Here is a 13,762-nt window from a genome sequence, read left to right on the forward strand (position 1 = left end):
TCTAAGTGTTCAATCGGATCTGGAACCGGCGACTTTCTTATTGAAACTCTAACCTTTTGTTTCCAGGTCTGTTGAAGACTTGAGGCTGAAAACACTGCCTTAAGTTCGGGCTGTCGAAGCGAAAATCGTGGGGAGCGCATAGTCTGATCTGGAATTGAAATTTGTTGGAAAGATATACCTCAAGTAGTTAAATTTTTCTGAATTATCCTGAAATACGATGCTTTCTAATTGAATGTAAATCTCCCGATTTTAATCACATTTTAGTCAATAATAGAGGCCGTGCTGGTTAGTGTTTTTATATACCGCAGTGAAGTATTGTATTCACATTTTTACTTTATCCTCCCCGCCATCTCCTTCAGCACCCGCCCCAGCTCCGCCGCCGAGTAGGGCTTGCGCAGCAGCTCGAACCCGTGCGCGTCGTCCTGCGCCAGGACGTGGCTGTAGCCGGAGGTGAGGACCACCGGCAGATCGGGGTAGCGCTCGCGCAGGATGCGGGCGAGCGCGATGCCGCCCATGCCGGGCATCACGACATCGGAAAACACCGCCTCGAACGGCGTCTCGGTGCGTTCCAGCTCGACCAGGGCCGCCTCGGCGTTCTCGGCCCAGACCGGCTGGTGGCCGAGTTCCTCCAGGATCTGGGTGCAGAAGCGGCCGACTTCGAGGTTGTCCTCGACCACGAGGATCCGCAGATGCGCCTCGGCATCCGCATCCGGCCTCGGCCGGGCGGGGGCGGGGGCTTCGAGGGGGGCGGCGACCTCGGGCAGGTAGAGGGTGAAGGTGGTGCCCTCGCCCGCGCGGCTCCACACGTCCACGTCCCCGCCCGATTGCTTGGCAAAGCCGATCACCTGGGAGAGGCCGAGCCCCGTGCCCCTTCCGACCTCCTTGGTGGTGAAGAACGGCTCGAAGATGCGGCCCAAATCGGCGGTGGCGATCCCGGTGCCGGTATCGACGACCGAGACCGCGACGAAGGGCCCGGCCGCGCCGGCATGGCCGCGGATCGGCGGCATCGGTACGGCGCCGTCGAGGCGCAGGGTCAGGCGGCCCTCGCCGTCCATGGCGTCGCGGGCGTTGACCGCCATGTTGACCAAAGCCGTCTCGAACTGGCTCGCATCGGCGCGCACGAAGCAGGGGGCGCCGGGCAGATCGGTCACCACGCGGATGCGTGCGCCGGTCACCGAATCGAGCATCTCCGAAATGCTGCGCAGCCGCTCGCCGACATCGAAGGTCTCGGGCTTGAGCGCCTGCCGCCGGGCGAAGGCCAGGAGTTGACCCGTCAGCTTCGCCGCCCGGTCCACCGTGTCGGAGACCGCGTCGAGGTAGCGGCGCTTGCGCTCGGGCGCGAGGTCGGGCCGGCGCAGGAACTCGACCGAGGAGCGGATGATGGTGAGCAGGTTGTTGAAGTCGTGGGCCACGCCCCCGGTGAGCTGGCCCACCGCCTCCAGCTTCTGCGACTGGCGCAGGGCCTCCTCGGCGTGGCGCTGCTCGGTGATGTCGCGGCCGAAGCCGTAGAGCAGGCCGTCGGCCGGCACGATGGTCCACAGCACCCGGCAGGTGCCGCCGTCCTTGGTCAGGCAGGTCAGTTCGAGATCGGTCGAGGCGCCGGCCGCGAGCCGTTCCAGCGCCGCTTCGGCGGCGGCGCGCTCCTCGGGCGCGAAGAAGTTGGGCACGTGGCGGCCCACCGTCTCGGCCGGCGACCAGCCCAGCGTCCGGCTCCACGAGGGGTTCACCGCCTCGATCCGCCCGTCGGGGGTGGCCACGACCTTGAGGACCGGCGAGAGCGTCCAGACGCGGTCGCGGTCGCGCCGCTGCGCCACCACCTCCGCCTCCAGGTCGGCCGCCTTGGAATGGAGCAGGTGCTCCACGCGTCGCCGGGCCGTGATGTCCTGGAACAGCACCGCGACCTGTCGGCGCGACGGCGGCTCGATGCGGAAGGCGGCGAGTTCGAGGTAGCGCCCGGTGGCGACCAGCTCGCGCTGGAAGCGGATCGGCCGGCCGGTGCGCAGGACGTCGCCGTAGAGCGCGAGCCAGCCGTCGGCCTCGTCGCCGACGATCTCGCGCAGGCGTTTGCCCGCCACCTCCTCGATGCCGGAATGCTGCGCGTAAGCACGGTTGGCGGTGACGTGGACGTAATCGCTCAGGGGGCCGTGCGGGCCATCGATGAACTCGATGACGGAGTAACCCTCGTCCATCTGCTCGAACAGCGTGCGGTAGTGCTGCTCGCTCTCGGCCAGCGCCGTGCCCTGGGCCCGCTGCTCGGTCACGTCCCGCACCACGCCCGCGAGCCGCAGGGCCGCGCCGTCCGCATCGCGCTCGATCTCGAGGGTGCGGGCAATCCAGCGCGACGCTCCCGTCCGGGAATCGCGGACGCGGTAGACCGCCTCCTCGGACGACGCCCCCGAGGGGATCGCCATGTCCTCCGCCGGGAAGCGCTCGGCGAGGGCGGCGAGGGCGTATCGCTCACGCACCTCCAGGCCGTGCAGGCGGCAGAAGGCAGGGCTCGGATGCAGCACGCCCTCGCGCAGGTCGAGGGTGAAGACACCGATCCCGGCGGCATCCTGCACGCGGGCGAGTTGATCCTGCGCCGCCCGCAACGGCTCCACGATCCGAAAGCGCGCCGATTCGGCGTCGGATGGCACGGGAGAGGGAAGACTTTCGGTCATGTTCACGAGGGCACATGTAGCACGCCGCCAGCAGGCACAAGCGCGACTGTTTGGCTAAAACGGCTTTCATCGCTCCGCCCCGGTGCCGTGACCGGCACTGGCATGCGCGCGGGCAGTTTAGCCGACATCGAGTTCCGGATAGTGCCGGAAGATACCCTCTTCGTTGAAGGGGAGGCAGCGCTCGCTGGCACGGTAGGCCGCGATGCGCGGCAGCCGCCCGATCCGCTCCGCGTGGGCGACGACATGCGGCGTCTGCGCCAGCGCCCGGGCCGCGCCTCTCGGAAAGGCGTAGCGCAGACCTTCCACGAGCTGGAACAGAGAGGTGTCGGCGTAGCTCACCGCGCTGCCCACCAGATGCTCCGGCCCCGCCGGGTTGCGGGCGAGCACGCGCTCGAACCAGTCCAGGAATTTCGGGATGCGGTTCGCGCAGAAATCCTCGGCGCGGCGGCGCGCCTCCGGCCGCTGATCCTCGTAATACAGGCCGACGCCGACCGGGTGATGGGTGTCGTGCGCCTCCGCCACCATGTCGGCGATCGTGAGCTGGATCTGGTGCGTCCAGATCCGGTCGGCCTCGTCCGCCCCGACGAGGCCGAGGCGCGGCCCGAGATAGAGCAGGATCGCCGCGGTCTGGCCAATCACGCGGTCGCCGTCCTTGAGGAAGGGCGGGGCGAAGGGCGGGCGGATCGGCTCGTCCTCCAGGCGCTCCATCATCGCCGCGATGCCGCCGCCCTCCTCCTCGGGTTGGCGGGCGACATCGATGTACTCCGCCCCGGCCGCTTCGAGGGCGAGCCGCACGAATTCGCCGCGGCCGGGGATCATCGGCCAGTAGTGCAGCTCGTAGGCCATGGCGGATTCCTTACCGAGAGCGCCTTGCGACGAAGTGGTCACCGGTTCGTCGAAAGAAGGCGCGTGAAAACAAGGGGCTCGAGACGCCGGCCTGATGCCATCAGGTCGGTTACGGCTCCAGAGCATGGTCCCGAAAGGTGGTTGCCGGCTTTCGGAAAAAAGATGATGCGAAAACAACATCCTAAAGCATCGTCCTGGATCAGCATCCAGGACGATGCTTTAGAGTCTTACCAGCCGCCGCGCTCCTCGCGGCTCGGCGCCCGGCCCTGGGGCGTCAGCGCGTCGATCACGCCGGGGAGGGCCTGCGCCAGTTGCGCGAGCAGATCCTCGCGCGGCAGGCCGGTCTCGTGGCTCAAGCTGTCGAGAGTGCCCGGTCCCAGGGCCTCGGCGAGGCGGTTCGGCGCGATCTCGCGGTTGGGGCCGTGGCCGATCCACGAGCCGATCACGTCGCCCAGCCCGCTCCGCTCGAAGCCCTCGATCAAGCCGTCGAGCCCGTGGGAGGCCGCGCCGCTGCCGTCATCCGGCTCACGGTCGAGTCCGGCATAGGGGCCTCCACCGGGTGAACGGCTGCCGGAGGCACCCTCGCCGGGTCCGTCGAGCATGCCGGCGAGATCGCCGAAATCGCCGCCGAGGTCGTTGCCGGCCTCGCTTCCCTGAGCCGGCGGCCCACTGCGGCGGCCCTGGTTGAACCCGCCGAGATCGCCGTCGTCGGAGCCCGGGCCGGGAAGGGATCGGCCGCCGGATTCCGGTGATCCGCGGCCGAGGATGTCGCCGAGGGCGCCCCCGCCCTTGGCGAGCAGCAGCATGAGGAGCGCTTTCACCACCGGCGAGGCCAGCGCCCCGCCGCGTCCGCCCCCCAAGACCTGTCCGACGACTCCGCCGATGACCTGATCGAGCAGCCCCATGCGTTTCCTCCCGCCGGTTCACGCCGCCCTCCACGCCCCGTGTGGCGGCCGTGCCGGTCCAACGGCGAATGCGGGGATGGGGTTGCCGATCAGTTCTCGTGGCTCGAGCGGAACGGCTTCGAGAGGTGATCGGACGGGTTGGTGCGCACGGTCTTTCCGCTCTTGCCTTCCGGCACCACCGCGGTCGAGGAGCGGATCGCATTCGGGGACGAGACCTCGCCGGTCGGCCGCTCGGCGGAGCGGTCGTTGCCGCGCAAAGTGCCGGTGCTGGAGGGCAGGGTGCCGGCGGTGGGCTGATCGTTGGGGTTGGCCGCGCTCTGGGCCCGTGCCGGCGCCGACAGGATCAGGCTGCCGAGGAGGGCACCCAGGGCGGCCCGGCTGAGGGGTTGGAGGGATCGCATCGGTCGGCTCCATCACGCTTGGCGCCGCAGAGCGGGTTCGCAGCGGAGCCGCCCGGCGGTGGCAGGATCTGAAGGGCCAATCGCAGGCGACGGCCGAGGTTCCGCGTTCGGCCGCCTCAGCCCCGCTTGCGCCCGCCGCCGCCCTTGTAGCGGGGCTTCTGGCCGCCGAGCCCTTGCGTCGAGCGCGCCTTGGGCCGTTCCTGCCAGGGCACGGCGTCGGCCGGGAGTTCGCGGTCGGTGCCGGGGCCCATATTGTCGAGGGTCGGCTTCGAGATGCGGCTGCCCTTCTGCCCGTAGCGCCCGGCCTCCCGCTCGATGTCGCCCTGCCGGGCCATGGGATCGTCGGAGACCATGAGTTCGGTCGCCTGGAGGCGTTTGAGCTCGTCGCGAAGCCGGGCCGCCTCCTCGAAGTCGAGATCGGCAGCGGCGGCGCGCATCCGCTTCTCGAGGTCGGCCATGACCGCCTTGAGGTTGTGGCCGACGGTGATCGCGTCCTTGGCCAGCCCCGTATCGACGCGGACGTGGTCGCGCTCGTAGACGCTCTCGAGGATGTCGCTGATGCCGCGCTTGACCGATTGCGGCGTGATGCCGTGCTCCTCGTTGTAGGCGAGCTGCTTCTGGCGGCGGCGCTCGGTCTCGGCCATCGCCCGCTCCATCGAGCCGGTGATGTTGTCCGCGTAGAGGATGCAGCGGGCATCCGCGTTGCGGGCGGCGCGGCCGATGGTCTGGATCAGCGAGGTCTCGGACCGCAGAAACCCTTCCTTGTCGGCATCGAGGATGGCGACCAGCGCGCATTCGGGGATGTCGAGGCCCTCGCGCAGCAGGTTGATGCCGATGAGGACATCAAACGCACCCAACCTCAAGTCGCGGATAATCTCGATGCGCTCCAGGGTGTCGATATCGGAGTGCATGTAGCGCACCCGCACCGAGTTCTCGTGCAGGTATTCGGTGAGATCCTCGGCCATGCGCTTGGTCAGCGTCGTCACCAGGGTGCGGTAGCCGGCCTGGGCGACTTCGCGGACCTCGCCCAGCAGGTCGTCGACCTGGGAGCGGGCCGGACGGATCTCGATCACCGGATCGACGAGGCCGGTGGGGCGGATCACCTGTTCGGCGAAGACGCCGGCCGTGCGCTCCATCTCCCACTTGGCCGGGGTCGCCGAGACGTGGACCGATTGCGGGCGCATCGCGTCCCATTCCTCGAACCGCAGCGGGCGGTTGTCGAGGCAGGAGGGCAGGCGGAAGCCGTACTCGGCCAGCGTCGCCTTGCGGCGGAAGTCGCCCTTGTACATGCCGCCGATCTGCGGAACCGTGACGTGGCTCTCGTCGGTGAAGACCAGGGCGTTGTCGGGCAGGTACTCGAACAGGGTCGGCGGCGGCTCGCCGGGCTTGCGGCCGGTGAGGTAGCGCGAATAGTTCTCGATGCCGTTGCAGGCGCCGGTCGCCTCGATCATCTCGATATCGAAGGTGCAGCGCTGCTCCAGCCGCTGCGCTTCGATCAGGCGGCCCATCCGGGTCAGCTCCTCGACGCGCTGCTTGAGCTCGGTCTTGATGCCCTTGATCGCCTGCTGGAGGGTCGGGCGCGGCGTGACGTAGTGCGAGTTCGCGTAGACTTTGATGAACTTCAGCTCGTTGAGCTTCTTGCCGGTCAGCGGATCGAACTCGACGATGGATTCGATCTCGTCGCCGAACAGGCCGATGCGCCAGCCGCGATCCTCCAAGTGGGCCGGCCAGAGTTCGATCACGTCGCCGCGCACCCGGAAGGTGCCGCGGGCGAAGTCCGACTGGATGCGCTTGTACTGAAGGGCCACGAGATCGGCGATGAGCTGGCGTTGCTCGATCCGCTCGCCGAGCGAGACGGTGAACGACATCGCCGTGTAGGTCTCGACCGAGCCGATGCCGTAGATGCACGAGACCGAGGCGACGATGATGACGTCGTCCCGCTCCAGGAGGGCGCGGGTGGCCGAGTGGCGCATCCGGTCGATCTGCTCGTTGATCGAGCTTTCCTTCTCGATGAAGGTGTCGGACCGGGGCACGTAGGCCTCGGGCTGGTAATAGTCGTAATACGAGACGAAGTACTCGACCGCGTTGTCCGGAAAGAAGCTCTTGAACTCGCCGTAGAGCTGCGCCGCCAACGTCTTGTTGGGTGCCAGGATCAGGGCCGGGCGCTGCGTCTCCTCGATGACCTTGGCCATCGTGAAGGTCTTGCCGGAGCCCGTGACGCCGAGCAGCACCTGATCACGCTCGGACGCCTTCACGCCCTCGACCAGGGCGGCGATGGCGGTGGGCTGGTCGCCGGCGGGCGTGAACTCGGATTTCAGCGTGAACGTCACGCCGCCCTCGGACTTCGCCGGCCGCTCGGGCCGGTGCGGCACCCAGGCCTCGCCGTTCTTGAACAGCGGGTTGCCCTCGACGAGCAGCCGCTCCAGCGCCTCGACCGTGGCCGAGACGCCCTCGGTGGCGAGCGAGGGCGCCTCCGCTTCGGGCGCGGTTTCCGGTGCCGGGCCGTCGTCGGGCGGGACGAGGCCGAGCGCCTGGGCCAGCCGCGGATCGACGTCGGCGGCATCCCCGATGGCGAAGCCCGCCTGCGGCGCCTCGGCGAAGCCGTCCTGGGCAATCTTCTTGTAGGCCTTCGCCTCGCCCTTCTGTCCGCGTCCCTTCCGGGGCGGCTCCGGCACGGGCTCGACCGCCTTCAGGCGGTTGCGGTTGAGGGCCGGGTTGAGCAACGCGGCAAGATGCTCGTCGAGCGGCATCAGCTCGGGCCGGTCGGCCTTCGCCGTCGTCTTCGAGGTCGCCTTGGCGGGCACTTTGGCAGGCGCTTTGGCCGGACTCACGCGCGGATTCTTGGGTGCGGGCATGGCGGCAATATGGGCCCGTCGGGCGGTCTCCGGAAGAGTCCGAACGGCCCGAGATTGTCCCGGCTTGCGGCGGTTTTGGGCCCGGACTAGCTTCAGCGCGTTTTCACATCAGGGAGACCGTCATGAAAACGGTCAGCCTCCGCGAGGCCGAGGCGGATCTGTCGCGGCTGATCGAGGCGGCGTCGCGCGGCGAGCCGTTCGTGATCGCCGAAAACGGCCGACCCCTGGTCCGGGTCGTGCCCGCGGACGTCGAGCCGCCGCGGACGCGACGCCGCGGTTTCCTCGCCGGGCAGATCTCGGTGCCGGACGATTTCGACACGATGTTTCAGGACGAGATCATCCGGTTGTTCGAGGGCGAAGAGGACAAGTGAGGCTCCTCCGCGACGCCACCTGCCGATCTGGGTTGCGGAGGGATCTGCTCGGCATCGAGAGCGGGTGCGAGGAGCTGCCCGTTCTCGGAAGGCACGCCGTTGCGGTGGCGGGACTTCCCCTCATCCACAAGGACCCGTTCGACCGGCGCCTCGTCGCTCGGGCGACCGTGGAAGGCATCACGCTCCTGACTTCCGGCGCCCTGGTTGCCCGCGATCCCGGCCCGCTTCGGCGTGTCCGATCGCCCTCACCGCCGCATCGCCTCCGGCAGATCCCGCTCCCAGGCGGGCTCGCCCGCGAACCGGTGCGCCAGAAACTCCACGAAGGCGCGCGTCTTGGCCGGGCGCCGGCCCGGCGGCATCAGGGCATGGATCGGCAGGACCGGGGAGGGGGCGCCGAAATCGAGGAGGACGAGCGTACCCGCCCGCAGGGCCTGCGCCAGCAGAAAGGTCGGCTGGTAGATCAGCCCGAGGCCGGCCACGGCCGCGGCCGTCAGGGCGGCGCCGTTCGGCGCCCGCAGGTTGCCGGAGACCGGGTAGGCCCGCTCGCCGAAGCGCCAGCCACTGGAATCCGACAGGGTATAGCCCAGGCAATTGTGGTTCTTCAGCTCCTCGGGCCGGCGCGGCGTGCCGTGCCGCTCGAAATAGGCGGGCGCGCCGCAGGCCACGAGGCGGCTGGATGTGAGGCGCCGGGCGATCAGCCCCGAATCGGCGAGGGTCCCGATCCGCACGGCGAGATCCCACCCCTCCTCGATCAGGTCGACCCGCCGGTCGTTGAGGCCGAGTTCGATCGTCAGTGCCGGGTGCGCGGCGGAGAACGCCGCGAGCGCCGGGGCGATCTCCCGCACGCCGAAGGAGAGCGGCACGTTGAGCCGCAGGGTGCCGTGGGCCTCGACCCCTTCGGCGCCGACCGCCGCCTCCGCTTCGTCGATCTCGGCGAGAATGCGCTCGCAGGCCTCAAGATAGGTCCGGCCGGTTTCGGTGAGCGTCAGGCGGCGGGTCGTCCGGTGCAGGAGCCGCGTGCCGAGCCGCGCCTCCAAGGCGGCGACGTGCTTGGTCACCCCGGTCTGCGAGAGGCTGAGCGCCCGCCCGGCGGCCGAGAAGCTGCCGAGTGCGGCGACGCGGCAGAAGACCTGCATTCCCGTCACGCGGTCGAGCACGACAAACCTCACTCTATTAGAGTGAGGTGAATGGCAGCGAACGCGGATTATCGCAAGCGTGCAGGAAAGGCATGGTCCGGCCACCGCGAAAGGCCGCGACTGCGGCGCACCTTCGAGACGTTCATGACCGACGCCCGCACTGCCCCCTACGCCGCCCTGCTGCTGCGACTCACCCTCGGCGGCCTGTTCCTGGCCCATGCCGGGCTGAAGCTGTTCGTGTTCACGCCCGCGGGCACCGCCGCCTTCTTCGGATCGCTCGGCCTGCCGCCCGCGTTCGGCTACGTGGTGATCGCCGCGGAAGCCGTCGGCGGCCTTGCCCTGATCCTCGGCCTCTACGCCCGCTTCGTCGCCCTGGCCCTGGTCCCGATCCTGATCGGCGCTATCGTCACCGTGCACGGGGCCAACGGCTTCTTCGCGCAGAATCCGGGCGGCGGCTGGGAATTCGCCGGCTTCTGGGCAGTGATGCTGCTGGTTCTGGCCGGGCTCGGCGACGGCGCCTACGCCCTGCGGCGGGCGTGAGACGGAGCGCATCAGGAGAGGGACCATGAGTGAACCGATCCATCCCGGCACCCGCATCGGCCACGTTCACCTCAAGGTGGCCGATCTCGATCGGGCCCTGGGCTTCTATTGCGGCGTGCTCGGCTTCGCTCTGATGCAGCGCTTCGGTGCCCAAGCCGCCTTCGTCTCGGCCGGCGGCTATCACCACCATATCGGCCTCAACACCTGGGAGAGCGCGGGCGGCCCTCCGCCACCGCCCGGCACGACCGGGCTCTACCACCTCGCGATCCTCTACCCGACCCGGGCGGCCCTGGCCGATGCCCTGCGCCGGGTCGAGGCGGCCGGCCTCCCCCTCGACGGGGCCAGCGACCACGGCGTGTCCGAGGCGCTCTACCTGCGCGATCCCGACGGGAACGGGGTCGAATTGTACCGCGACCGCCCGGAGGCCGAGTGGCCGCGGGACGGGAAGGGCGATCTCACCATGGTCACTCGCCGGCTCGACCTCGCGGGCCTGCGGGCGGAAGCCTGACGTTTCTCCGCTTGACGGCTCTACACCCGCGTGTACTTTGCATTGCAAAGCACGCTTCGACGCGGGAAGCTGACCCCCATGCGAGAGACCCACGGCGACCTTGACAGGGCCCTGGCCGACATCGTCGCGATCCGGATGCAGATCGCGCGGGACACGGCGTTCCGCGGCCTCGGCTCTGCCACGCTGGCGGCCACCGGCGCCCTGGCGCTCGTCGTCGCGGGGGCCCAGGCCCTGCTGCTCGACGACCCGACGGCGCGGCCGATCGTCTTTTTCGGCCTCTGGGTCGCCGCCGCCGTCACCGCCTGCCTCCTGATCGGGTTCGAGGCGGTGCGCCGCTCGCGCCGGGTCCATTCGGGGCTGGCCGACGCGATGGTGTTCAGCGCCATCGAAGGTTTTTTGCCCGCGGGCGGGGCGGGCCTCTGTCTGGGGCTCGTCTTCGCCCGCTTCGCGCCGGACCAGCTCTGGATGCTGCCGGGCCTGTGGCAGGTTCTGGTCGGGCTCGGCCTGTTCGCCTCCGCCCGCATCCTGCCCCGCACCGTGCCGCTGGCGGGCGCGTGGTACCTGCTCGCCGGGCTCACGGTGCTGGCGCTCGCCAGCGAGACGCGCCACCTCTCGCCCTGGCTGATGGGCGTGCCCTTCGCGGTGGGGCAGGGGCTCGTCGCCATCATCATCCACCGCCATTCGGGCCACGCTGACGAATCCGCCGACGGAGACGCCGATGCCGACCTCTGATCGCGCCGACGCCCGCTTCTCCTACGAGGGGCTCGACCGGATCATCCACGAGCGGGCGCGGCTCTCGGTGCTGACCTCCCTGGTCTCGCATCCCCGCGGCCTCGCCTTCCCCGACCTCAAGCGCCTGTGCGGGCTCACCGACGGCAATCTCAGCCGCCACCTCGCCGTGCTGCAGGAGGCCGACCTCGTCAGCCTGGAAAAGGGCTACGACCAGAACCGGCCGCAGACCCTCTGCCGCCTGACACCCTCCGGACGCACCCGTTTCCTCGACTATCTCGGGGTGCTGGAGCAGGTCGTGCGCGACGCCGCGCAAGCCGCCGGCAGGCCACAGAAAGCCGCCGACAGGCCACAGAATGCCGCCGGCAGGCCGCAAGCCTCCGCCGGCCGATCCCAGGCCGCCGACGACCGGCCCGCCGGCCACGATCGTTCCGGCCTCGCCGAGCCGGTCTGACGACCGCACTCCGACATCCCACCGAACGCCGCATCCCCCCCGCATGTCTCGCCCTTCGCCCGGAGACTTTACGATGCAAAGCCCTCTCGATCGTAGATCAGGCCTTCACGCGGCGATCATCATGGACGGCAACGGCCGCTGGGCGAGTGCGCGCGGCCTGCCCCGGGGCGCGGGCCACCGGGCGGGCGTCAAGACGATCCAGAGGGTGGCGGAGGCCGCCCCCGCCCTCGGCATCGGCACGCTGACGCTCTACGCCTTCTCCAGCGACAACTGGCGGCGCCCGGCCGAGGAGGTCGGCGGGCTGATGCGCCTGTTGCGGGCCTACCTGCGCGGCGAGACCGAGCGGCTCGCCCGCAGCGGCACCCGCCTCACGGTGATCGGCCGCCGCGACCGCCTGCCGCCCGGCATCCCGGAGGCGATCGAGCGGGCCGAGGCCGTGACCGCGTCGGGCGACCGGCTGCACCTGCGCATCGCCGTCGATTACTCCTCGCGCGACGCGATCCTCGCCGCCGCCGCCCGGCTCGGGCCGGAGGGTCTCAGCCGCGAGGGCCTGAGCGCGGCCCTGGGGGCGGACGGAGACGTCGATCTCCTGATCCGAACGGGGGGCGAGAAGCGGCTCTCCGACTTCCTCCTCTGGGAGGCGGCCTACGCCGAGCTGCACTTCACCGAGCGGATGTGGCCCGATTTCGGCGCCACCGACCTCGCCGTGGCGGTCGCCGATTTCACCGCCCGCGACCGGCGGTTCGGCGGGCTGAACCCGCCCGCGGTGCCGCAAGCCGCCTGACGCTTCGCGCGTGCCGCGCGCCGGCCCGTCCAACACCTAATCCAGAAATGAGTACGGAGAGCCTCGCCGTCCCGGCGGGCTGTCACGCGGAGGCGCCGTGCGCTTCCGCGAACCTTCCCCCTTGCCCGGAGCCCCCGATGAGTCTCGACCCGCCGATTCCAGCCTCTTCGCCCGACCGGGAGACCGCGTGGCCCTTCGCGTGGCGCCGGCTGCGGCGGATCGGCGGGCTGACCCTGGCGGCCGGAGCGGCCTGCCTCGGCATCCTCCTGCTCGTCGGTGAGCGCCAGGATCGGCAGCGGGAGGTCGAGGCCGAGATCGCGAGAGCCTGGGGACCGCCGCAGCGGGTTCAGGGACCCGTGATGGTCCTGCCCTTCACCGACGATTCCGGCCAGCCGCGCCATGTCCTCGCGGCGGCCCGGTCGGCGTCCTTCGACGTGACGCTCGACACCGCTGAGCGCCGCCGCGGCCCGTTCGCCGCCACCGTCTACGACGCGCGCGTCAAGCTCGCCGGCCGTTTCGAAGTGCCGGACGAGGGGCAACTGATCGACCTCCTCGGTGCGGCGGGCGCGCGGATCCACTGGGATCGGGCCCTGATCGGTCTCGCGGTGGGGCGCCTGGGTTCGGTCAATCCCGGCGACGGGATCACCATCGACGGGCGCAAGGAGGCCTGGGGTACCTGCTCCACCTTTGCGCTCCGTGGCGCTGCCTGCCCCGGTGAGCGCTGGGTCCTTGCACCGCTCAAGACCGCAGGCCGCCCCGAGGGGGCCATCGCCTATACGGGCGAGATCGGATTGCGCGGAACGGGGGAGATCGCCTTCGTGCCGAGCGCGCCGCAGGCCGAACTGACGCTCGCCTCCCCCTGGCCGAATCCGAGTTTCTTCGGGGACGTGCTGCCCGCGACCTATACGATCACGAAGGCGGGTTTCACGGCGAATTGGCGGATCGACGAAATCGGCGCGCCGCGGGTCGTGGCCGGCACGCTGCCTGGGATGATCCCGGAGGCCACGGCTCGGCTTGCGGGCTCCGGCAGCTTCGGCGTCACCCTGGTCGAGGGCATGCCCGTCTACCGGATGATCACCCGTGTCGCGAAGTACGGGCTCCTGCCGGTCGTGCTGGCCTTCGCGTTGCTTCTCGCCTTCGAGGCGACGACGCGGCTGCGCATCCACCTCTTGCAATACGCTCTCGTCGGGATCGCCATGACGCTGTTCCCGCTGATGCTGCTCTCGTTCAGCGAGTGGCTCGGCTACACCGCCGCCTTCGCCCTCAGCGCCGGGCTCGTCGTGGCCCAGACCAGTCTCTACACGGCCGCGGTCTCGCGCGAGGTCACCGTCACCGCCGTGTTCGCGGGCCTGATGTCGGCGCTATTCGCCTTCCTGTTCGTGCTGCTCGGGCTCGAGGTCTACGCGCTTCTGGTCGGCACGGTGGCGGTGTTCCTCGTCCTCAGTGTAGCCATGGTGATGTCGCTCCGGCTCGACCTCGCCGGCCCGCCTACCGCATCGGCCGAGGCCTGAACCCGCTGGCCGGGGCGTTCGGCGGCGCTACCTACCGGTGCCACGCGAGGCCGCCCCGGTGC

General features: G+C 69.8%; 13 protein-coding genes. 7 read left to right on the plus strand and 6 right to left on the minus strand.

Annotated features, from left to right (window positions below):
• Positions 1–329: 329 nt before the first annotated feature.
• The 5 genes from Y590_RS19540 to uvrB form a co-directional block, all read right to left on the minus strand.
• On the minus strand, positions 330–2,660 hold the full coding sequence (locus Y590_RS19540) for a PAS domain-containing protein (RefSeq protein ID WP_060771302.1): 2,331 nt from the start codon (positions 2,658–2,660) through the stop codon (positions 330–332).
• 117 nt (positions 2,661–2,777) lie between these two features.
• Positions 2,778–3,506, minus strand: a complete 729-nt coding sequence (locus Y590_RS19545; protein ID WP_060771303.1) for a glutathione S-transferase — start codon at positions 3,504–3,506, stop codon at positions 2,778–2,780.
• A gap of 227 nt (positions 3,507–3,733) precedes the next feature.
• Positions 3,734–4,411, minus strand: coding sequence for a YidB family protein (locus Y590_RS19550; RefSeq protein ID WP_060771304.1), 678 nt, complete (start codon positions 4,409–4,411; stop codon positions 3,734–3,736).
• 89 nt (positions 4,412–4,500) lie between these two features.
• Entirely contained in the window at positions 4,501–4,812 is a 312-nt protein-coding gene (locus Y590_RS19555; RefSeq protein WP_060771305.1) for a hypothetical protein, read from the minus strand.
• A gap of 116 nt (positions 4,813–4,928) precedes the next feature.
• A complete protein-coding gene (gene uvrB / locus Y590_RS19560; protein WP_060771306.1) occupies positions 4,929–7,667 on the minus strand; it encodes an excinuclease ABC subunit UvrB in 2,739 nt (912 codons plus the stop codon).
• Positions 7,668–7,789: 122 nt separating this feature from the next.
• Between uvrB and Y590_RS19565 the strand changes: the two genes are divergently transcribed.
• Positions 7,790–8,038, plus strand: coding sequence for a type II toxin-antitoxin system Phd/YefM family antitoxin (locus tag Y590_RS19565; protein WP_060771307.1), 249 nt, complete (start codon positions 7,790–7,792; stop codon positions 8,036–8,038).
• Between the two features lie 245 nt (positions 8,039–8,283).
• Here Y590_RS19565 and Y590_RS19570 read toward each other — a convergent pair whose 3' ends face one another.
• Complete coding sequence (locus tag Y590_RS19570) at positions 8,284–9,195, minus strand: LysR family transcriptional regulator (protein WP_060771308.1); 912 nt, start codon at positions 9,193–9,195, stop codon at positions 8,284–8,286.
• A 123-nt stretch (positions 9,196–9,318) separates the two neighbouring features.
• Here Y590_RS19570 and Y590_RS19575 point away from each other — a divergent pair, with 123 nt between their 5' ends.
• The 6 genes from Y590_RS19575 (at position 9,319) to creD (ending at position 13,700) form a co-directional block, all read left to right on the plus strand.
• Positions 9,319–9,714 (plus strand): DoxX family protein, encoded by a 396-nt coding sequence (locus Y590_RS19575; protein ID WP_060772375.1) that lies wholly within the window; start codon positions 9,319–9,321, stop codon positions 9,712–9,714.
• Between the two features lie 25 nt (positions 9,715–9,739).
• Positions 9,740–10,222, plus strand: coding sequence for a VOC family protein (locus Y590_RS19580; RefSeq protein WP_060771309.1), 483 nt, complete (start codon positions 9,740–9,742; stop codon positions 10,220–10,222).
• 78 nt (positions 10,223–10,300) lie between these two features.
• A complete protein-coding gene (locus tag Y590_RS19585) occupies positions 10,301–10,954 on the plus strand; it encodes a hypothetical protein (protein ID WP_060771310.1) in 654 nt (217 codons plus the stop codon).
• Entirely contained in the window at positions 10,941–11,405 is a 465-nt protein-coding gene (locus Y590_RS19590) for a transcriptional regulator (protein ID WP_060771311.1), read from the plus strand. Before Y590_RS19585 ends, Y590_RS19590 begins: the two co-directional genes overlap by 14 nt.
• 73 nt (positions 11,406–11,478) lie before the next feature.
• Positions 11,479–12,189, plus strand: a complete 711-nt coding sequence (locus tag Y590_RS19595; protein ID WP_060771312.1) for a di-trans,poly-cis-decaprenylcistransferase — start codon at positions 11,479–11,481, stop codon at positions 12,187–12,189.
• Positions 12,190–12,326: 137 nt separating this feature from the next.
• Positions 12,327–13,700 (plus strand): cell envelope integrity protein CreD, encoded by a 1,374-nt coding sequence (creD, locus tag Y590_RS19600; RefSeq protein ID WP_060771313.1) that lies wholly within the window; start codon positions 12,327–12,329, stop codon positions 13,698–13,700.
• Positions 13,701–13,762 lie beyond the last annotated feature (62 nt).

The organism is Methylobacterium sp. AMS5 (assembly GCF_001542815.1).
Taxonomy (GTDB): Bacteria; Pseudomonadota; Alphaproteobacteria; order Rhizobiales; family Beijerinckiaceae; genus Methylobacterium.